Source organism: Paraglaciecola sp. G1-13, from assembly GCF_055809255.1.
Genome location: NZ_CM147903.1, coordinates 1,589,209 through 1,611,947, shown reverse-complemented (window position 1 = coordinate 1,611,947; position 22,739 = coordinate 1,589,209). Strand labels below are relative to the sequence as shown.

11 protein-coding genes are annotated in these 22,739 nt (G+C 45.9%); 3 read left to right on the top strand and 8 right to left on the bottom strand.

Annotated elements, in window-relative coordinates; translation table 11 throughout:
- The first annotated feature begins 138 nt into the window (after positions 1–138).
- The gene (locus AC0L6N_RS06805; protein ID WP_473480036.1) at positions 139–4,944 is read left to right on the top strand and encodes a PDC sensor domain-containing protein; all 4,806 of its coding nucleotides are present in this window, start codon (positions 139–141) and stop codon (positions 4,942–4,944) included.
- Here AC0L6N_RS06805 and recD read toward each other — a convergent pair.
- The 6 genes from recD to AC0L6N_RS06775 all read right to left on the bottom strand — a co-directional run bounded on the left by recD (position 4,933) and on the right by AC0L6N_RS06775 (position 18,149).
- Positions 4,933–7,116, bottom strand: coding sequence for an exodeoxyribonuclease V subunit alpha (gene recD, locus AC0L6N_RS06800; protein ID WP_473480035.1), 2,184 nt, complete (start codon positions 7,114–7,116; stop codon positions 4,933–4,935). The two genes, AC0L6N_RS06805 and recD, sit on opposite strands and share 12 nt — an antisense overlap.
- Positions 7,110–11,072, bottom strand: coding sequence for a UvrD-helicase domain-containing protein (locus AC0L6N_RS06795; RefSeq protein ID WP_473480033.1), 3,963 nt, complete (start codon positions 11,070–11,072; stop codon positions 7,110–7,112). The genes recD and AC0L6N_RS06795 overlap by 7 nt, the downstream gene beginning before the upstream one ends.
- A complete protein-coding gene (gene recC, locus AC0L6N_RS06790) occupies positions 11,069–14,569 on the bottom strand; it encodes an exodeoxyribonuclease V subunit gamma (protein WP_473480031.1) in 3,501 nt (1,166 codons plus the stop codon). The genes AC0L6N_RS06795 and recC overlap by 4 nt, the downstream gene beginning before the upstream one ends.
- 231 nt (positions 14,570–14,800) lie before the next feature.
- Positions 14,801–15,457, bottom strand: a complete 657-nt coding sequence (locus tag AC0L6N_RS06785; protein WP_473480029.1) for a peroxiredoxin-like family protein — start codon at positions 15,455–15,457, stop codon at positions 14,801–14,803.
- Between the two features lie 271 nt (positions 15,458–15,728).
- On the bottom strand, positions 15,729–16,889 hold the full coding sequence (locus AC0L6N_RS06780; RefSeq protein ID WP_473480028.1) for an L-dopachrome tautomerase-related protein: 1,161 nt from the start codon (positions 16,887–16,889) through the stop codon (positions 15,729–15,731).
- A 258-nt stretch (positions 16,890–17,147) separates the two neighbouring features.
- Positions 17,148–18,149: a zinc-binding alcohol dehydrogenase family protein gene (locus AC0L6N_RS06775; RefSeq protein ID WP_473480027.1), complete on the bottom strand. Its 1,002-nt coding sequence runs from the start codon at positions 18,147–18,149 to the stop codon at positions 17,148–17,150.
- A 245-nt stretch (positions 18,150–18,394) separates the two neighbouring features.
- Between AC0L6N_RS06775 and AC0L6N_RS06770 the strand changes: the two genes are divergently transcribed.
- Positions 18,395–18,571 carry a hypothetical protein gene (locus tag AC0L6N_RS06770; protein WP_011574574.1) on the top strand — a complete coding sequence of 59 codons (177 nt, stop codon included), beginning with the start codon at positions 18,395–18,397 and terminating at the stop codon, positions 18,569–18,571.
- Positions 18,572–18,861: 290 nt separating this feature from the next.
- Here AC0L6N_RS06770 and AC0L6N_RS06765 read toward each other — a convergent pair whose 3' ends face one another.
- A complete protein-coding gene (locus AC0L6N_RS06765; RefSeq protein ID WP_232283309.1) occupies positions 18,862–19,320 on the bottom strand; it encodes a DUF6789 family protein in 459 nt (152 codons plus the stop codon).
- Positions 19,321–19,711: 391 nt separating this feature from the next.
- Here AC0L6N_RS06765 and AC0L6N_RS06760 point away from each other — a divergent pair, with 391 nt between their 5' ends.
- Complete coding sequence (locus tag AC0L6N_RS06760) at positions 19,712–21,694, top strand: PAS domain-containing hybrid sensor histidine kinase/response regulator (RefSeq protein ID WP_473480025.1); 1,983 nt, start codon at positions 19,712–19,714, stop codon at positions 21,692–21,694.
- Positions 21,695–21,821: 127 nt separating this feature from the next.
- Here the strand turns inward: AC0L6N_RS06760 and AC0L6N_RS06755 are convergent, their stop codons facing one another.
- Positions 21,822–22,739, bottom strand: a complete 918-nt coding sequence (locus AC0L6N_RS06755; RefSeq protein ID WP_473480024.1) for a histone deacetylase family protein — start codon at positions 22,737–22,739, stop codon at positions 21,822–21,824.

Here is a 22,739-nt window from a genome sequence, read left to right as displayed (position 1 = left end):
GTAATGAGTTACTACGCACCAATGCGCGCTATTTTAGTGTGGCGCACGTAGCAGACTTGCGCAAATTTTAAGCCTAAAACTTGATTTTTCCTTAGTTTTGACCTGTTGTTTAACAACACAAGGAAGAGGTGCAAGTCAATGTCGGAAAAATCGGTGGCGCAGAATACCCCATCCCCGTCTAAAACGCCAAAAAGACGCCTATTTTTGTTGTTTATTATTCTGCTTTGTGCGGCGGGGTTATATACCTATTTGTACTACAGCAATATCGAAGAAGGCTCAAGTAACAACAATCTGTACCGGATCCTGTACGAAGCATCCAATACGCTAAACGAAAATCTAGATAAAATTAAACGCGCTCATGATTATAGCGAAAGTGAAACCTCGATACGCTCCCTTATGCCGAGCTATCAACGCACATCTGACAACTTAACCAGAGAAACGGCAACAACGCTGCTTTACCAATTATCGGCGCAGCAAATTCACATTAAAGATGTTAGTGAAACAGCCACCGCAAGTACACTAGAAGCGAAAGCCCTCGAAGAAACCTCCCCTTCAAGCAACAGTGAGTTTGATGCGAGCGACGCCTCCCCAGCGACTAAAATCGAACCAGGAATACAAGCTCAAGGGAAAATTACAGACTCAAACGCCTTGGGCGATAGCGCAAACGTGAGTGATAACACCATATCTGCAACTGGCACTGATAGCGAACAACTTCCAGAAACGACACCAAAATTACAAAAAAAGTTTAGCGCAACATTAGATGTAGAGGACATTCTGCCGACCCCGCAAGCAGGTTTTAGCCAATATTTATTTGCCAGTAAAGAAGGGGAAGTACTCGCCTCGGTGGGTCATGAAAAAACCATATCCATTGTTGATTTAACCAGCATTAACCGTGCCTTCTTACGCCAAGAGTCGCGCTCTTTGTTGTCCATGGCTGAAGAGGCTGATATTAAAGGCAAAGTCCCTTTGCCAAGTTACAGTAGCCATATCGATATCACTCTGTCTTATGGAAAATATCGCGTATTTGCTTTCCCTTTCGCACTAGACATTCCTTTGCAGTATGAGCACGAGGGTGAAACCAACACCTTAAATCATCTGTATCTCATTGGGCTAATGCCCAGATCCAAACTAATCCAACAAAGCACAACCAGTTGGAATGCGTCATTATTGGTCGTCAGCATTGTGAGTCTGCTATTTATGTTGGCCCTCGTGCGTTTGTTTCTGTTGCCGGTTACCCATTCGATCACCCCAGCCACACGTAATCTCACCCACCTCATCAGTTACGCTTTCTTTATCGTGGTTTTGTCTTTGCTTTTAGCTTATTTGCAAAAGTACGTTGTACGCTACGACAAAGACCTGCGGGCCATGGATTATGGCTCAACAATCGCTCAAGAAATGGAGCACGACGTCTACGAAGTATTCAACAAACTCGCCCAGTACCGTACTTTTTACCAAATCCTGCAAAAAAGCACAGATACATATAAAAATGACGGCCAAACGCGAGCACGTGATAAGCGACAAACTCAGCTCGACTTATTAGACAATTTCCATCAGGGGTTGCTGAGTATCACAGATAACCCGTGCCTCAACGTTGAAGTTCACAAACTTGCGCCAAATGAGCTTAAACGTGCTCAAGCCGAGCATGGTGCAAGCAATAAAGCGCCGCCCAATTTCAGCAATTTACCCAACGCAGCCGTCAACGCAAAAAATAAATTCTTTATTCGTTACGCCTGCGAAGGTACACAGCTTACAATTGAAAGCGATCTTCACAAGGCTAACTTGTTCGACTATTTAAACGATGATGACACCTTGCCTGACGACGCGCAGATCATCGACTTTTTCGCACAAAATTTAGCTCTGGAACACTCTCCCGATGAAAGTCTAGACACATACGTTGCCTCATCACCGCAAGCAAATCCCCCGCTAAAAATACTCAATATTTTTCTGCTCAACAAAGATGGCTTTATTTTGACACCGTCCTTTTACTTTGTTGAAAACAATGTATTACCTGCAGGATTTGAGTTATCTAACCGAGACTATTTCAAAAAAATTCGCGACCAAAAAGGCTGGCGATTACCCCCTAAAAATGACGATACTCTTCAATCTAATGGATACAACCAAGTCTTCATTCAGCGCCTGCTCAACGTCAATAATGCGACCCGTGGCACCACCATCTCGATGCCGCTTCACGATGGCAGCAATGCAGGCATTCACAGTCACGCCAGTGGGTATAACGTCCAAAGCGAGCCCAGCAATAAACGCTATGCCGATGTGATTGCCGCCGATGTATTGCTACCCAGTATTAGCCTAGCCAAACCGGCCCCAATGGACATGACGTTCATGGTCGTCGACAGAGATAACGGTGACGTATTATTTCACAGTGACGCTAGCCGCTCCTTAGTGGAAAACCTTTATTATTCAGGTAATCACAGCCCTGTACTCAGCCAACGGATCCGCGCAGCACTGGACAATACGGATGCTGAAAATTCAACGGTTAACCAAGCAATCGACGGGTTTTATCACGGCCAAGCAGGCCGCTTTTTTGTACGACCCAGTGTGATTGATCAGTGGGCGGTGGTGGTGTTTTATCCCAACGACAGTCTAGATGCGCTGATGACAAGTCAGTTTATGTTTCTGTGCATTAGTTTTGCCGTATTTGTGACCTTCTTAGCATGCACGAGTTGGTTGCTTGGCCGACTATTCGATACCGATAGACTCAAGCAAGTAGTGAATTTACCCGCCACCTTTGATACCAAAGAAATGCTGCATATAAGCTCCACGCTCATTGGCATCATGTACTGCCTTTTCACGTTTACCCACCTCGCTATTTATCCGCAAGAGAGTGCTGGATATTGGGTGACATTTATCGCCATTGGTACCCTACTGGTCATATTTTATTTTGGTTACCGTGGGTACAAGTTACTTTTCGAATCCGCAGGAGAAAGTTTCTCTATTCATGGTAAGGGAACAAAAGGTGCTGTCTTTTTAGCGTTAGGGTTAGGCGCTCTCGCTCTAGTACAAGCACTATACCTTAAGTCCGTCATGACGATCCCGTTGAAAAATTTAGCGCATTATTATCAATATCAAGATTGCAATAAGCTGAATCGAGAGCGAGCAGAAATTGCCGCTTTAGGTCTCACGCGTTTTCCAAATTCTATCACCAAGCATCGTATGAAAGCCGCGGCTTTATTGAAAGGTAGTGGCGAGACCAACAAGCCAATGACACAGCAAACAAACATGCGCAGTTTAAAGAAACAGTGTGAGCACTACTCCACTGCTGTAACCCCAAACGACTTCCCTAATGCGCTGGATTTGATAAGCGCGACTCAAGATTGGCCTTGGTTAGACTCCTTTATTGCTTTTTCGCACACACCTGAGATGAACGAACCTCACGAGCAGATTGATGAAGGAAAATCCAACGAAACGCAATATACCGAAGGCGACGTTGCTACAACAGGTGGCGAAACCATTAAAAGCGCTTATGATCGTTTAGCGAATTACGATCTCACTATGCCCGTTTGGGCAATGATATTAGGGGTCATTGCGATTACGCTGATGCTGATCGCTTGGCTTCACTTTAATCGAGTGACGTTGTGGCAAAGATTGTATTACTCGTCGTTTTTTTTACGGCACATCCGTGGCCTAAATTTACCCATGCGCAATGAGGACTGTGAGCAAATTTCACCGCATTTAACGCTCAAGGTAGACTCAGCCAAGCCTAACGGTATTGATCTAACCACGTTGCTTCACTTAACACCGCTAGCTGAAGAAGGCGCAGTGTCTAAGCCGCATATAATACTTCAAGAAACACAACAGAAGGTGGAACAAAAAAACCAAGGTAAAGAGACAACAGGAGCACAGTCATTGGCCTGCTTTGCTTTATTACTGCAAAACAGCCCATGTTTGCAACATTTTAAGCAAGAAAAAGTCGATTTACCCAATGTGAAAATGGTGCTGCATATCGGCCCTGAAATGACGGGGTTCGCTATCGAAATGTGGGATATTGAGGTGTGTTTAGAAGTCCCCAAACTCAGGAATGAGCTACTGGGTTTACTCATGGAGCTTAAATCACTGGTGCTGCTCGGTAAAATTGAATGCTTAACCCTGTACGCTGGTTTCTATAGTTTGCAACGAGTTAAAATGAAAGATCCCCTAGGTCAGGTAAACGATACAGCCAAATTAGCCCACGCTGATTACTTATCTTGGGCTGACTGTTTGCTGGATTTCAATGTCATCTTACCGGCGAAAATCACTCAGCAAATCGACCAAGACGTACTACACGACGAAATAGACATGTTCAGAGATTTAGCCTGCTTGTTCGCTATAACAGAGCCGCGTGATGTGCCCACTGATGAACTGGTACTTCCTCTTAAAGGGCCCAGTTTTAGCTCGTTTTCCAGAGCACTCAACTGGTTCGCTAAAGAGAACCTGCATCGGGTATACGACAACGTAAAACAACCGCCTAGCAAGCTCTACAGTACCCGATATTGGGCCACCATTAATTACATATTGTTAAAAGCAGGGGCATTGTATCGCTACAAGTGGGAGTTATGCTCCAACGCTGAAAAACTCGCTTTATACAATCTTGCAAAAGGGCAATATATCAACCCTAAAAATAGCGAAATGATAGAGCACCTCGCGCTAGCGGGCTTAATAAAAGTTGAACGCCGACATGTGGCTATTATCAATCAAAGCTTTGCGCATTTTGTGTTACATGCCGAAAGCCCAGAATCCATGAGTCAGTTAGTGAATGACGGAGAAGCAGGCACATGGAAAAGCTATAGAGTACCGCTAGGCTTGCTGTTGGTCTTAGTCATAGGTGCTGTCGCTCTTACCTCTGGTCAGTCGCTGTACATCATCGCCGCTTCATTAGCGGGGGTGATTGGTACCATTGCCAGTTTAACCACCAGCGCCAATATGCTGCGGGGGCACTTACGGGAGTAAACGCTTAGCTAGCCCACTCCCTCGCTGACAACGCCTTGCCACACTGATCGACAAGGCCTGCTCGTCACTATACAAGTTGAACGATTTCTTCGCCCGCGTAAGGCCTGTGTACAGCAGCTCTCGGCTGAGCAATCTCGCTTGAGAGCGCGTTTCAATGCGTGGCAAGCACAAATAAACATGATCAAACTCAGACCCTTGGCTTTTGTGTATCGTCATGGCGTAAACCGTATCATGGGGAGGTAACCGACTGGGCAACACCCCGCGCAAGGTGTTTTGCTCAGTAACGAACCACACTTTCATCAGACCTTCGTTTTCCTCGTCAGGCATGGCAATACCAATATCACCATTAAACAAGCCTAAACTATGGTCGTTTTGCTTAAGCATAACGGGCCGGCCAATATAGAAATCTCGACCTAGTTCAATGGCTCCGTGTTTATTCAGCTCAGACTCAATCAAGACATTCATTTGTTTTACGCCCCAACTCGCCTCTTTTTGCGCGCACAAGACTTGTTGTTGCTGTAATAACGCAAAGACCTCAATACCCTGCGTGCTAAGGGTTCCTTGGGCGCAGATCTGCCTTACGCGCTCGAAATATCGTTGGTAATCCGGCAGCAGTCTATTCACCAAGGCTTTTGGATCATCACTGGTTTGCCATACTACATCTTGGTAAACATCATCTGAAAATAATGCTTTGGCATTCGCCAATCTCCCCATGTTAATAGCCCGCGCTAAGCGGCCAATACCACTTTTCTCACTGAAACGATAACTCTTGTGCAGCAGGGCAAGGCTATTGCTAATCGGCGCCTTATTTAGGGTATTGATGTTTAACTCAATCTGGCACAGGTCTTTTACCACACCAAGTGCTTGATCACTGTATGGCGGGGATTGATTGTAGACAGTAGGCGAAAAATTCAATGCCGCAGAGCAGATATCAGACAGCACACTGCCCGCCTCTACCGAAGCGAGTTGGTCTTTATCACCTAATAAAACAATCTTTGCATGCCTAGGCAAAGCCGCAAATAGCTTACTCATTAAGGGTAAATCAACCATGGACGCTTCATCCACTATCAGCACATCGACGTGCAAGGGGTGTTGCTGGTTAAAGCGAAAATAAGGGCTATTCGGGATACTGCCCAATAACCTATGAATAGTGCTGCACTGACTAGGTAAATCAGGCTTTAAGGCGTCCGGTAGTTTGTCCATGGCGGCACTGATAGACTGGCTCAAACGCGCAGCGGCTTTTCCTGTTGGCGCAGCCAGTTTAATTTGCAGTTTTTTGCCTTTATGTCGCGCCAAGCCCTGTAAAAGAGCCATCAACCGGATCACAGTGGTTGTTTTCCCTGTCCCTGGTCCTCCGGTGATCACACTCACGCTTTGGCTCGCCGCAAGACACACCGCCACTTTTTGCCAATCTATTTCAGGCTCTCGTTGGGCGTGGCCATGACCACTTTGACGGTTTACATCATTAAGGTCTCTTTCATCACCTACATCATCGGGTGCTGAAACAAACAATTGCCCTAGCAATGCTCTGCCCTGTTCAATATCTAAGGTACTCGTGCGCCCTGTCATGCTGTTTATTTTTTCTGCCAGTTGCACTTCGTACTGCCAATAACGCTGCATGTAAAGTTCATGCCCCTGTAAAATCAAAGGCTTACTTTGAGACTGATGTTCCTGCGCCTGATGAGTGTGTAACTGCTGGGCCGAAGAATAACGATCATGCGATGAAGTATTGTTACCTGTATCAGAGCGGGTATCTGAACCGGCCACAACATCAGATGCTTGATTAGAGCGAGGCTCTTCAACTACCGAAACGCAGCTAGATGCCTCTAAAGTAGACATAAGCACAGGCGCAGAATCGAAACGATAAAAGGGTAAAAATGGCTGATAAAATCCATCGAGATTGAGGCAGCTATCTTGCTCGCCTAATCGACTGCTGAGATAAGCAGCGAGTAAACCCAGTACGTGAATGCCAGCGGTGTTTACCGCCGATTTATCACGCTCGTGAAGCATAATAAACTCAGCAAACGCCACGTCTAATGGGCGAATACGACCTACACTCAACAAGCTTTGTAGAATACTGGCTGTCGTGGGCGGCTCCGGTGATGCCTGAACTTGTGTTTGCTGACTCTGTGGGCTTGATACATCATTTTTTATCATCAATTTGCTTACCATAAGTCTAACTGTCCTTGCGCAGCGGGCGCATCATCGCCGTTATCCTTGCTGTTTTTAGCTGCCGTTGACGATGCAAGTGGAGGCTCACTGTTAACCTGATATTCGCCATTAAACAGTGCATCTAAATCTACTATCAAGGCTTGCGCTGGCATCAAATAAAATACTCCATTTCCAGGCTTTTCACTGTGCATTCCACGCAAGAAGGTGTAATAGGCACCGCCTATGTCATCAGCGTAGGCATAATCCGATTTTTTACTTTTAAGCCAACGATGCAGCGCTAAGGTATAGAGAATGGCTTGCAAATAGTAATCATGCTCTTCCATGGCATTGGCCATGGCTTCACCGTGATAATCAGCAAATTCTGCACCCAAATAGTTCGATTTGTAATCCAGCACGTAAAATTTGCCTTGGTACTGCAGCGTTAAATCAATAAAGCCTTTCAACATGCCGTTGAGTTGCTCAAATTGATAATGATGTTGACGCTGTGGAATATGCTGATTAAGGATGTGATTAAACGTCTGCGCTTTTACCTCTAAAAGCGGCAGGTAAAATTCCATTTCAATCAGCACTTGGTTTTTAGCAAGCGCTGATAAACTAAGATGTTCTCCGTTTTGCTGGATACTTGAGGACACGGCGGTCAACTTGGTCTGCAGCACATCGCGCAGCCACTTATCAACCACAGCAAACCACTTTTGTTCAATGCCATACCAAGTGCCTTTTTCAATGATCACGTCCATTAAATTAATCGGGTTGGTGAAATCGATAGACTCAAGCACGCCGTGCAAAAATGAACCCGCTTGGGCGCCCTTCACAAACGTAAACTGATCCAGCACCTCTTGCTCTGCGCCTTCTTCATCAATATCGCTAATACCATCTATATCATCGAGAACACGATTAGGCTCATTTGCTTGTGGCAAGGCAGTCTCATCGTCTGACAGCATCTGCTCGCTGTCGTTATGTGCTTCAACGCCTGGGTTGTCTTGTGTTGCTTCAGCCGCCATTTGCGGCGCAATATATTCACCAGCCTCTGGTTCAGTTTTAGACTGTGTATTGGCGCTAGCGTAGGCACTGATTACATCCAACTTATCTGCGCCCTCATCTTGACCTGGGGCAACGAATTCATGATGCTGCTGGCTACTGATGGCTGAATAACTGGTTAAACGCCAGCGCCGAGTAACAGGCTTAGGCAATACCGCAGCGCGCAGCATGGCGTTACTGTTAGTTTGAAGACTTTCTTTGCTATCTTGCGACAGTAAGAACTGTTTAAACTCAGTCGCTTTTCGCTCGGCGTCTTGCGCGGTAAACCCGAGGTAGTCCACATCAATCGTCTGGCTTAAATCGACTAATCGCTGAGTAATCACAGCATCACTCACCTGTGTGCCTTGATTAAACAGTACTCGGCCCAGCGCAGTTTGCATCAACTGTGACTCTTTCTTACGCTGTGGATGACTGTTATTCCACAAGCCGATAAAACAATAATGTACCGCGCGGGTCAGCGCTACATACAACAGACGTATGTCTTCAGCGAGACGTTCGTGATCGGCCAAAGCAAGGTTTTCGTCTGCGCCTAAAAAGTCGATCACCAAACCGTCTTTTTCATTGTGATAAATCGCTTCTTTCATCTCTCGGCAGCGGCTGGCAAAAGGAATAAATACCAAGGGATATTCCAATCCTTTGCTGGTATGTTGGGTGATGATTTGCACCAAATTCTGTTCAGTTTCCAAGCGAATTTGTTGGCCTTCGTTGTCATTATCTGGCTCGGCCAAATGCGCTTGAAACCAATGTAAAATCTGACTTTCACCTGACATCAACTGGCTTTGTACTTGTAATAGCTCCACTAAGTGACGCAGGTCGGTCAAGCGGCGCTGGCCATCATGATATTGGCCGACAAGGCGCTCAGCGATTTTAAAATGGCGCATTAAAATATTCAGCGCCATCATTAAACCTTGTCGCTGCCATAACTGATGCCAATAAGCGAATTGTTCTACCAACTTTTGCCACTGCCATTCATCGCTGAATAGCGCATCTAAGGTGGTGGCGTCGTAGCAAAATAACTCACTGGCGATTGCGCCCCGTAAATAACGGTCATTACTGGGATTTGCCAACGCTTGAATAATCGCAAATAAATCCACTGCGGTTTGACTCGCAAACACACTTTTACGCGCTAAAAACATACTATCGACACCCAGCGCAGCAAGGGCCTGTTTGATGGTGTCCGCTTCGTTTCTGTCTCGTACTAAAACGCAGCAATCCCCTGGTCTCACTGGGCGCTGCCTAATTTGGGCTTCACCAGAGGCGCCTTGGTGAATAAACTGAGCAATACTCAACGCACACTGTTGAGCAAGAGCACGTTGTGCCTCCCCCCAACCAATCGGGAGTCCATCATCACTGGTCAAGTGATGAAAGGTTAAGCTTTTATGAGCTTGACCATTAACCTGTAAACCGCTTTGTTGCTCAACGCTTGCCACCGCTTGAAACGGAATGCTGTCTTTAAATAAGAAACCCGCTTCGCTTTGGGTAAAGAGTGTATTAACCCCCTCCACTAAGCTCGGCTGTGAACGCCAATTGGTGCCCAGCGTAAATTGTCGCGAGGTATCCACCAACTCTTTCGCTGCAATGTAGGTATGAATATCAGCCCCGCGAAAGGCGTAAATCGCTTGTTTAGGATCGCCAATCGCCACCCAACACGGCGTAATATCGCCAAACTGCTGGGTGTAAATAATGCGGAAAATATCGAACTGCACTGGGTCAGTATCTTGAAACTCATCAATCAATGCCGCTGGGTAACTAAGTTGTATCGCTTGAGCCAGTGACTGGTGAGCGGTGTCGAGCTTATCACGGTGACTTAGCCCGCTGTCTGGCTCGATAACCTGCCCACCGTTCGACTCGACTTGGGCTAGCAAAGCGCGGTGCAAGCTACTCAGTAAGTCATCTGGCGAGAGCAACTGTAGGCGTTGCTTATTGGAGGCTAGGTTAGTACTGATATGCTTAAGTGCATCTAAACTGTACGCTAACAAGAGCTGGTCGTGGCACTGCTTTTGTAAATGAGCAAGTGTTTCAAAACGGGAAAAGTCTAAGTGCGCTAAGCTCTTAGACGTCTTCTTCATCGCGCTGAGTACTTTTGCTGGGCTAAAGGTGGTCCATAAGTCTTTATCAAAATCAGCACGACTGTCATCGCTTAAGCAAAAAGCCTGCATTTTGGCAATAAAATCCGCTTTGCCTAGCTTGGTATTCGCTTTGAGGTCAGCATCGATAATTTGCTGAGCAACCTCGTTCTCTCGCCACCAGCGTTTGGTGTCTTGCAGCGCTTTAATGTATTTATCAACGCTTTCGTGACCCGTCTTAACATCCACTGTTTGCAAAGGAGTCACGTGGCGATATAGCAACGAACGCAAGGCAGATTGCAACGCCTGGGGGCTGTGCCATATATCCAGCAACTCGTTCAGTACCTGACTCGGTAGATGCACAATATGCCCGCGCCAGTAATCTTCAACCGCCAGTTTTAACCACTGTGACTCATCCAATACGAGACTCTGCTCATACATTGCGCCGCTTTCAAACGCATGCAAACTCAGCATACGCTGACAGAAGCCATGTATGGTATATACAGCCGCATCATCCATCTGCTTAATGGCCAATAACAGTCGATGACAGTCGAGCTCAATATTGTCACTTCGCTCAATGAGATATTGAGTGAAATCATCACTGCTGACCCCAGCATAAAAATCTAAATAAGCACGTTGTAATCGCTGGCGAATGCGCTGTTTTAGTTCCGCCGTCGCGGCGTTGGTAAAGGTCACGACTAGAATTTTATCGACGCTTAAGGGTGCGCACTCGTCCCCTAGCAACAAGCGCAAATACAAGTTTACTATGGTATAGGTTTTACCGGTACCTGCACTGGCCTCAATCAATGATGCCCCAGTGAGCGGAAAGGTTTTGGTGTTTAACGGGATCATGAGGTCTCTCCCAATGCGTCAAACAGCGGGTCAAATAAAGCATGGCTGACTTCACTGAATGCACAGAAGTGCTGGTTTAGATCTGGGCAAACCCGGCGAATATGTGGCTCCTCCCCTTCTCCTTTGGCGAAATAGCTGCCATAAAAGGCGTTTTTCGCCTTCATCAGTGCTTTTGCTTCATCACCGACACTCAGCCATTCGTAAGCGGTTTTAGGATAAAAGTGTAAAACCTGCAGCTGGCCTAATCGCCAATAACGTATGAATATCGCCAGTTGGGTTTTCGCTTCATCTTTATCGACAGCACCAATGCTAAAGGGCTCTTTATCCTCCACGCCAATGTAATAGGCGCGTTGGTGTTTTGCCACACTGCCATTAGCACACAGGGCTAACCAGGTTAGCCATAATTGCAATACGTTATTGCCTTTGACTTTGCCCGGTCGCCATAGCACCAAATTACCACCGTATAGATTGTCTACCCAGCCGGTTATCTGAATACGTTGAGTACTTGTTGCTGACACCGAATTTTGTGTGGATGAGTTCGTGTTGGCATTTAGTTCACTTGCCGGGACGGGTGAAATATCCAACAAGTAGCTCAACTCAAAGTTAACTTCTGCTCGCGTGGGCGGCACCTCATCCAGCGGCCCGCCAATCAATGCCACCAACGCATCAATTAACGCTCGGGATTGTTTACGAATGGGCTGCAAACTTATGTCGGCAATATTTCCTGTGGGCAATTTACCCTCTGCCCGTAAACGCGTTGTCCAATCCTGTTGCTGCGTGGTGACAAAACGCTCGTTCAACACATAGCGCGACAACGCATCAAGCTCAAACGGCTCATCGTCACTTTGAACGTCATAAACACGGGTCAAACGGGTTTGCCAGCGCTGGCTGAAAAACGCCTTCGCGGGATTGCTAAAGAACATCAACAATTCGTCTAGTTCGACCTCTGTCACTTGGGCAAGCTCAGGCAAGGCAAATAACGGCGCAGGACAAAAATCCACTTCTTTATCACTGTGCACACTGCCATCCGTCAGCTGCTGCGCTAATGCCAGCCAAGGAGTTTGAAAACTAGCCATCGCGCTTGGCAACGGTTCCTCTTCGTGAGCATCGCGTTTACTCGCAAAATACACAGGATTAAATGGCTGCAATGCATGCTCATGATAAATATGCTTTGCTAAATTATCGGCGCATGTTTTGGTTTCTAAGCTCTCATCACCTGCCAAGCAGAAGGTTTGTTGTGTGTACTCAAGTAACTCGCTGAGCAAAATTGATGGGCTACGCGGCGAGTTATCTTTAGCGCTAAAGCCCTGAAAACTTAAATACAGTCGCTTACGCGCAGATAAAATGGCCTCTAAAAACAGGTATCTGTCATCTAGCCTGCGAGAGCGGTCTCCCCTACGCCCTTTGCCGATGCGCATTAAATCGAAACCAACCGGCACCACTTGCCTTGGGTAATCACCATCATTTAACCCAAGCAAGCACACCACTTTAAACGGCACACTGCGCATGGGCATTAAGGTACAAAAATTCACATAACCGGCTAAAAAGCGCTGGCCTACGCCTTTGCTGGATAAACTTTGCTCTAGCTCAGCGAGGAAAACATCATGCACAATTTCACCACTGAATTGATGCTCGTGTACTGTCATTTGCTCCAGTGATTGGCGCAGTTGTAGCACATACGTTTGGTCATCATCGTCAGGCAAATACAGCTGTTCAATGAGTGACAGAGCACCTTTGATTTTCGCATGCAAACTGGCCGCACTTTGGCAAAAGGCTAACGCGTTGCCAAGCTCGCGACTGAACAAATAAAACTTACCTAAAGCCACAACGTGCTGGCCTTCGATGTGTTCATTAGGTGCAATTGGCTCATGAGCACCATCAAACATGCTTTCACCGCCCATGGCATATCCGGCCAACAAACGTTGTAAACCAAACAACCAGGTATTTTGCGGCTCGTTGGGCAATGCCCAGCGTGTTTTATCTTGGCCATCCCAGCCCCAACGCACACCTGCATCAGCTAGCCATACACTTAATAAGTCAAATTCTTCCGGGGTGATATCAAATTTTCGCTGTACTGCTGGCACTTCACACAAGGCCAGTACATCGGATAAACCGATACGGCTTTGATGTAGCGACATCAGTTGAATAAAGCTATTGAGTAGAGGCGACTCTTGCTGGGCGTTGCGATCGGAAATAGCATAAGGAATATGCAGCGCTTTGTCTGTGCCGCCAAATACACCATCAATGATCGGCGCATAGCTTGCCACGTCCGGCATCATTACAATCACATCCCCCGGGTGTAGCTCAGGATGATCAGCAAAAAGGTGCAATAGCTGGTCATGTAAGACTTCGAGCTCACGTACTGCTGAATGACACGCATGTACTTGCAAGGTCATGTCGTCTTCAGCCAGAGGTATCTTAGGGTATTCTTCACCGTTTGTTAGCAGCTCTTGTGCGGGTAGTGGCTCTATCGCCCCGCGATGAGTTAACGCCAATACTTCGTGCTGCATATGTTCAAGCAAGCTTTCGGGCTCTTGCTCGATAAACGCATCATGCAATTCAACCTCTAAGCCCAAGATCATGTCTTGGTAGTCTCGCCCTTGCTTGCCCCAAGAGGCGAGCAACGGGTTGCCAACCAATAGGTAATCATCCATACCGCTTAAGCCACTTTGGGCATCTTCACTTGCTTGGGCGAGTAAGCTTTGCAATTTGGCTTGCAGTACTTGTTTGTTGTCTACTATATCGCCCCAGTAATGGGCGCTGGGGTTAAACCAAAAAATGATCACGTCGCGACTCTTCGCTAACGCGGTGAAGATTTCAAGTTGTTGCACAGGCATCGCTGACAGGCCAAACACAAACAAGGGTTTCAGCTCATCTTTGCTGCTTTTAGTGTCCTCAAGCTCGGCCATTAAGCGTGTATGCAAATTCGCCCTATGATAAGGAGACTCATCCAGTTCTTTGGCATATTCAACCAAAGCTCGCCATAAAATGGGTTGCCAAGGTTGGGCGGACACGTCGGTATCGGCTACGTTATTTTCGCCTTGTTCCCAAGCCAGGATCCACTCTGGGCGATAGACCAAATATTGATCGTAAATATCGGCTATTTTTTGGCATAACTGATAAAGCTTAAGCGGCTGTTGATCATCTAAATACTGGGCAATGCTGGCAAATTCAGTTTTATCACTCATTTCAGGCAAGATGCTCATGAGCTTCCACGTCATGTTGTCTTTAGTAAAGGCAGACTGCTCAGGTAAATCGTTTACGTGGCCTTTGTATAATTGCCAGATATAGCTTGAGGGTAACGGGAAATCGATATTGGCAGAAATACCCAGTGCTTGGGCAATTTCTATTTTTAACCACTGTGCCATACCGGGGCTTTGCACTAACACCACGTCGGGGGAAAAGATATCATCTAGGCTGCTTTTACTCTCGCCTAACCACCCGATGAGATAAGCGGCGAGACTTTCCATTTTATTAGACTGAACCAGATGCAACATAGCTAACTACACTCGGGAAATTGATGCCCAAGTGTAGCAAAAATACTGTTTATAAAACCACTATTGATTACTGAATTAGCATTCGTTGCACAGTGAGAAAAACGAACGAGGTCAATAGGTTGAACACGCCTTAACTGGCTATTCAAAGGACAGAAAGTCGAGACCCACTGTTCGTTCGCACCGTGCTGGCTCTTGGCGTTTTAACAACGGGTCATTTAGGAAATTATCGGCTTAGGTAATTTGATTTGCCTTCAATGCCGCAATAATGTCTGCTGGCTCTGCTCGGGTGCGGTAATCTACATCCACAAAGCGCCAAATCACTTTAGCGTCGGCATTTAATACGAATGTGGCAGGAATAGGTAGCATGCTGCCATTACCATTATTGATGCTGGCTAAGTCTAAACCGCGATCTTTACGCATATGCTGTAATATTAGCTCGGGTACTTCCCAGGCCACACCATAGGACGCAGCTACGCGGGCATCCTGATCTGATAACACCTGAAACCCTAATTCACTTATCTCACTTTTACTTAAGCTGTCGTCGGGCACTTGCGGGCTTATAGCGACTAATTCAGCGCCTAATTCGTGAATATCACCCAATATCGACTGAAGGGCTCTTAGCTGTAAATTACAATAAGGGCACCAGTCGCCGCGATAAAACGTGACCACTACTGGGCCTTTCGTGCGCAAATAGGATAACGCCACGTCTTGACCTTGGGCATTTGGCAACGTGAATGTTGGCGCCTGCTGGCCGATTTCGATAGCCTCGCTGCCTTGTTCAAACTCATGAGCTTTGGCCATTAACTCATCCATTGCTTGCATAAATTCAGGTTTGGCTTGTCGTGATTTAGCGACTTGCGCCTCGGTTTGTTCTTTTAAAGTGGACATTTTTCTCCTTATCGTGCTGTCGTAATCATGCTGTCGTTCTGGGCATTGCGGTATTCGGTAAGTGACTAGCCCAATTTGATATGCGGTAATCGATATTTGATATGCGATATGCGATACACATAGATTTCCGCGCCACACAGATAAATCGCTTAGGTGTATTTACCACATAAATAAAAGGCGCGAGCAATAAAAAAGCGCCATGTTCACACTGTCAGAGTGAGCATGGCGCTATTTGTTCCGCACTGGCTAACATTCAAATAAAATAATAATCCTAGCGACCTGTTTTTCCTTTCACTAATGCAGGAAAGCGCATGATCTTGAACTCTCCTTTACTGGCATTTTCACCACCGTTTAGCACCGCAGAGCGATGCAATTCATTAACTGTAAAGTAGATATAATCATCCGGTCCATAAGCAAAGCCATCGGGCCAAACGATGCGCTGATCTTTATACAAGGTGCGGCTGTTACCTGCGCTATCCGTTACTTCAATGGCACCTTGGGTCACAGAGGTGACATACACATTACCACCACCATCAATGGTAATACCGTCAGACAATGATTTATCACCGTAACGCTGTATTTTGTCTTCAAGTGCATCCATATCAAGACTTAAATCCACTAAATCATCGGTTTTCACGCGATAGATAGACGTACCTGACATGGCACCGAAATACAGCCAATTAGAATCAACATCAATAGTGATCGGGTTGACGCCTAGTCTTGCAGGCTGACCAACTAAGGTAATCACTCTGCCTTCCACTATCATGTCCACATCTTCGGCTTGAGTAAACTCACTGCCTTCTAGAACACGTCTGGCTTGCCCCGTTTTGATATCGACTATCACCATGGCGGCGCGGTTATCTGACGCGGTATCTGCAAGGTATATTTTGCCGTGTTTGTTGTCTATCGCCAAATCATTCAAAAAAGAGCCCGGCGTGATCATGGGCTTGGCAATATAAATAACTTTTTCAAGGGTTTCGGAGCGTGTGTTCCAGCCCACTAAACGACCTGCGTGGTCATCTGATGATGTATCTAGCATCCACAACACGCCGTTTTGATCCACATTCAAACCCAGCACATCGTACAAACCGATTTGGTTCTCATCCGGTTTAGATGCCCACGCTGCGCTTGGGTAAGGTTTCACCGAACCATCATTAAACAGTTCGACAATCTTCACCGGCTGACCATAAAAACCGTGCACACTTAAGAATTTACGTCCATCTGGACCAATGGCAATATTCCCAGGAGGAGTCGTTCCATCAAGCGATGCATATGTTTCCAACTCGTGGCTGATTTCTTGTTGGGCATGGGACTCTGTGGGTGCTTGGCTTTGTGCCAAGGCAACGTGTGAATTCAGTGCAGCCACGCTTAGCAAGGTAAGCGCTGTGATAGTGGAGCGGAATTCGCGGAATGAACTAACCGTTAATGTCATATAAGTTCTCAATGAGTGTTTTTAAATTAGTGTGTTCAAATTAGTGTATTTAAATGAGTGCGTTTAAATTAGTGCGTTAGCGTACATGTATTGATATGTGTAGCTTACTTATACTCATGGCGTTTTTGCACATGGCGTACCAGACCTTATTAAGGCCAAACGAATTTCATTGGATGTTATTAATGATGTTATTAATAAAAGCGTTACTTGAGGTGAATCAAAACCTTGCTGGTCGCAAAGCTAAAACCGGCAGTCGCTCTAGAAGCCCGCTAACACCAGTTTACCTACCATCGTTTGAGACTCGAGCAATTGATGCGCTTTCACTAAATTTTCAACGTTGATTATGCCTAACTCCCTACCCAATGTGGTCATCAAAGTACCGTTATCAACCAACAGAGCAATTTGATTTAATATGTCGTGCTGGGTTTGCATATCGGTTGTTTCAAATAACGAGCGAGTAAACATGAACTCCCAATGCAGTGATACGCTTTTACGTTTTAATGCCACCACATTTAATGACGCGGGGTCATCTATCAAAGCAAACTTACCTTGCGGGGTAATGCACTGGACTATTTGTTCAAAATGCTGGTCGGTATTGGTCAAACTAACAATGTTATCGACAGAGTCAAAACCCAGCGCTGTGAGCTGTTCCGCCAACGGTTGATGGTGATTTATCACATGGTCGGCACCTAATTTACGTACCCAATTTGCGCTATTTTCACGAGATGCGGTGGCAATGATGGTCACACTCGTCAGCTGTTTCGCCAACTGCAGCATGATCGATCCCACACCGCCTGCTGCGCCAATGATCAACAAGCTTTGCTTGCTGTCTCGGTTGAGTTGCAAACGATCAAATAGCAATTCCCATGCAGTTATCGCAGTCAGCGGCAAGGCCGCAGCTTGTGCATCGGAGATTGAGGTGGGTGCTAAGCCAACAATACGTTCGTCAACAAGTTGAAATTCAGCGTTACTGCCTTGACGTGACATATCACCTGCATAAAAAACCCGGTCGCCCACATTAAAGAGTGTCACGTTCTCACCCACGGCTTTTACAATACCGACACCGTCATAACCCAATACTTTTGCATCTGGCGATGGGTTAATTCTGCCGCGCAATTTTGTATCCACTGGGTTAACGGACACGGCTTTGACTTCAATTAACAAGTCTCTCGCTGATGGGACGGGCATGTCGAGGGTATATTCTTGCAACGACTCAGCAGTCGCGATTTCACTTGGTTTTTTATAACCGATGGCTTTCATCACACTCTCCAATCATTCACTCAGTTATTGGCTATAGTTGCATGGCATTGTAAATCACTTTCATTGGATAAAAAGGACGTCTTGCACGAAACATTTTCAAAAAATTATTGTAAGTGCAGCATGAGTCCTCTGGCATTAGTAGTAGGTAAAAACAGTAGGTAAATTTACTTCCAAAAAAAACTATAAATGTATATACATTTGCTATACATTAAAAGCTGATAAATCACGATTCGGATGACAACCCTTTGAGCGTTAAAAAGGCGAAGAAGAAAAATAGTCAGTTAATTGTCCGCATTAATGACCAAGAGCGCGCTGAGTTTGTAAACTTATGTGAAGAGCTTGATACCAGTGCGGCCCGTGAAGTGCGTAGATTTATCCGTCAGTTCATCAATGAGCAGAATCGCCCTTCGATCGACACATAAAATCAAGAAGCGACTGCTTACATGACACCTTTCTCGTATATAAAAAAGGAATACTCTAATGGCTAAATCAAATACCAAAGCGCTTAAGAAAGAAATTAAAAACCGCAAAGCTAAAATTGCTAAGCAAGAAAGCAAAGTGAAGAAGTTAAAAAAACAACTTAAGAAAGCAAAATAGGCGCACTGCGCATACTAGCCAGAAGGGCCTCTCCCTCTGGCTTTTTATATTAGTTAATGAACTGAACCGATTCTCCCTCTTCGATTAAGCCAGTTTACTTTTTCCTACAGTAAGATTAATCAGAGGTTCCGAGTAATTTAGCGAATGTAAATCCCATTGCCGCGCCAAACACAAGGTGCAAAATAAGGGTCATGACAGGCGCCATTATACCCATGCTCAACCCGAATAGACCTGCACCACTCATAGGCATAGGACCTATCATCATTAATAACCATGCCAAGATACCAAATGTCATTCCTTTAGCTACTTGAGAGCCTCCGGGAAGGATACCGTTAAAAACAGCAAATGCCCCGCCCCAAGCAACCGAGCCAAGCACAAAATGCATTATCCACCCAGTAGTAAGACTAATCTGTGTACCCATTTTCTCAGCTGCCATGGTTGACATCATATGAATCGGATCTAACTCTGGCATCACGCCCATGTTCTTTTTCACCATCATCAATCCCGTTAGCACCAATGTACCGACGAAACCTGCAATAATCCCTTTAACAAAGACTGATATATTAAACGACATGTACTTGACCTCTTTAATTTGTAATGTATGTAGTGACAATAGCATTGACGACCAAGCCTTAGGTTGATGTTTATAACCTTCTTCTAGATAAGAACGTGAAGTTGCTAACTATCTTACAAATAAATCATTCGCTTAAAAGCACGAACCGAGCTCACTCATTACCCAAAACATCCTTAAGACAGCGTGAGACATCGAACCAAAGCGTGTTGATTATTCGTTTGTAGCGACATTTTAGTGGTTATTTTTGGTAGTTATATAATATGCTATTACACAAAATTAAAAACCTCTGTTGAGTGGGTAGCATTTGAGTGTATTACGTAATGAATACAATGTATGTTAAGCGTTGAAAGGGGATAACAACGTCAATAACTGTAAGCAGGAAATAACGTAAATGACTTATACGCCTCAATCCAAATCCGCTTTAAATTTTATCGCCGGCGGCGGGGAAATGGGCGCTAGAATACGCGCATACGATTGGCAGTCCTCCCCGATTGGACAGCCCGAAGATTGGCCGCAATCTTTAAAAACCAGCGTAAGACTGCTGTTATCCAGTGGCCATCCCATGTTTATTTGGTGGGGTGAACATCTTATTCAATTTTACAATGACGCTTACGCCAGTACGCTAGGCCCAGAACGCCATCCCAGTGCGTTAGGCCAACAAGGCCGAGACTGTTGGGCCGAAATTTGGCCTGAAATCGCCCCGCAAATGGAGCAGGTTTTAACTGGAAAGGGCCACACTTGGCACGAGAACCAACGTTTGTTCATTACACGTAATGGTGTGCGTGAAGAAATGTATTGGACCTATAGTTACAGCCCAATTGACGATCCAAATTCGGCAAACGGCATCGGTGGTGTTTTAGTCGTGTGTAACGAGACAACCGAGCAGGTGTTAGCAGAGCACGCCATGAAAACGGCCGAAGCTCGTTGGCGCTCATTGTTCGACCAAGCTCCCAGTTTTATGTGCATAGTGCAAGGGCCTGAACACCGCTTTGAATACGCCAATCTCAACTACTTCAAACTACTAGGCAAACAAGATTTTCTAGGCGAAAAGGTAATTGACGTGGTTCCTGAGGTCGACGCTCAAGGGTTTATCGCCCTACTAGACAAGGTCTTTGAGAGCGGTGAAAGCCACCACGGTATTGAAATGCCCCTCGTTGTGGGCAATGGCGCCCCTATCTATATCGACTTTATTTATCAGCCAATAATGAACGCGAGCGGTCACGTCAGCGGAATATTAGTAGAGGGCAATAATGTCACCGAGCGCGTTATGGCGAATCGCTCACTGCAGGAACAAGACAAGCTTAAAGACGAATTTCTCGCCATGCTAGCCCACGAGTTACGTAATCCATTAGCCCCTATTCGCAATGTGAGCGAAATATTGCTCAACATGGAGCAACGGGATCCAAAGCTAAAAAACATCGGTGATATTCTGGCCCGCCAAGTACGTCACATGACTCACCTCATGGATGACTTACTGGATGTGTCTCGTATCAGTCAAAACCTAATCAATTTGCAGCTTGAACCTACCAACTTCTCTGATATCGTCGATTTAACCATAGAATCTCAGCAAAGTGCGCTGGATACCAAACAACATACCCTTGAGGTAGTCGATACCCCGCAAGATTTATATGTTAACGGCGACAGCACTCGCTTGGTTCAATCTTTAAGCAACGTGTTAAACAACGCCATTAAATACACACCTGAAGGTGGCCACATTACACTTGAGTGTGTGGCAGACATTGAAACTGTGCAGGTAATTATTAGTGACAATGGCTACGGAATTTGCCCTTCGATGCAAGGTAAAGTGTTTGAACTTTTTGCCCAAGTACAGCAAACGTTAGATCGCTCCCAAGGGGGCTTGGGTATTGGTCTAAATATCGTTCAGCGTTTAGTGCAAATGCATAGCGGGTCTATCTCGGTGAGTAGCCAAGGTCTGGGTCATGGTTCATGCTTTACCATTACCTTGCCTAGAATAACCGCCCCTCAACAAACGGCTGCCGAGGCCGCATTTGCCCTAAAAGCAGAGAAACGAATTTTGATAGTCGATGACAACAAAGATTCTGCGGATACTCTATCAGAGTTATTAGCGATGCAAGGGCACAAAGTGACTGCCGTTTACACCGCTCATGATGCACTCAGTGATATTGAAAAAATAGAACCTGATGTTGTCTTACTCGATATAGGTTTACCCGATATGAATGGCTATGAAGTTGCCCAGCAAATCCTTGCCAAAAAGTTGAAGCCTCTGTTGGTTGCTCTTACAGGATACGGTCAAGCCGAGGATGTACGCAAAGCCAAGGAAGCAGGGTTTGATTACCATTTCACTAAACCCGTGAATTTCAGCGAGCTGAATCACATTTTTGCGCAAAAATAATCCGCATCAACACAGATTAAACAGGCACTCGTCATCAAGAGAGATTACCCCAAGAACACAATATTTAAGTAATGTGTTGCGCATATAAACGCCCAGCCTGGTGGCTCCGTCTTAATCTAGCGTTGAGTCAATCCATCATCCCTTTTATATGCGCCGCTACGCTGCGCCCCAGCGCATTCAGCACATAGCCGCCCTCCAAGGTAGACACCATCTTGGCATTGCAATGCTTAACGGCCAGTTTTTTAAGCTCCGCAGTTAACCAGTAAAAGTCCGTTTCGACCAAATTAAAGTGCCCCATATCATCTTCATAGTGGCTGTCAAAACCGGCAGAGATTAAGATAAGTTGCGGAGCAAAGGCATCTATTTTAGGCAACCACTGCTCGCTAATGGCTTGCATAAATTCATCACCATAAGTCCCCGCGGGCAAAGGCAGGTTTAAAATATGCTCGTTCCCTGGCCCCATGTTATAAGGGAAAAAAGGCGACTCAAATGATGAGCAAAACAGCACGCGTTTATCGTTGAAAAAAATGTCTTCAGTACCGTTACCGTGGTGTACGTCAAAATCAATAATGGCGACACGCTCTAGACCATATTGCGCCATAGCGTAAGCCGCAGCTACCGCAATATTATTAAAAAAGCAGAAGCCCATGGCTTTGGCATGCTCGGCGTGGTGACCCGGCGGGCGCACTGCGCAAAACGCCTGTTCGGCCTTGCCTTGCATCACTAAGTCCACGGCCATCACATTCGCTCCAGCTGCATATAACGCCGCGTGTAAACTGTGCTGCCCTAATTGGGTGTCGGGTGCTAACTCTATAACGCCTTCTTTGGGGGCACTGGCGAAGACATGATCCACATAGGCTTTGTCGTGTGCTAAATACAACTGCTCTTTTGTGGCTTGAATTGCCTGTTGTTTATCAATAATAAAATCGAGCCTTGACGCAATAAGCTGATCGTTAATCGCATGTAATCGATCTGGGCTATCTGGGTGATCTGTGCCTGCCTCATGCAAACCGCAACCCGGGTGGCTTATAAAAACAAAACTCAT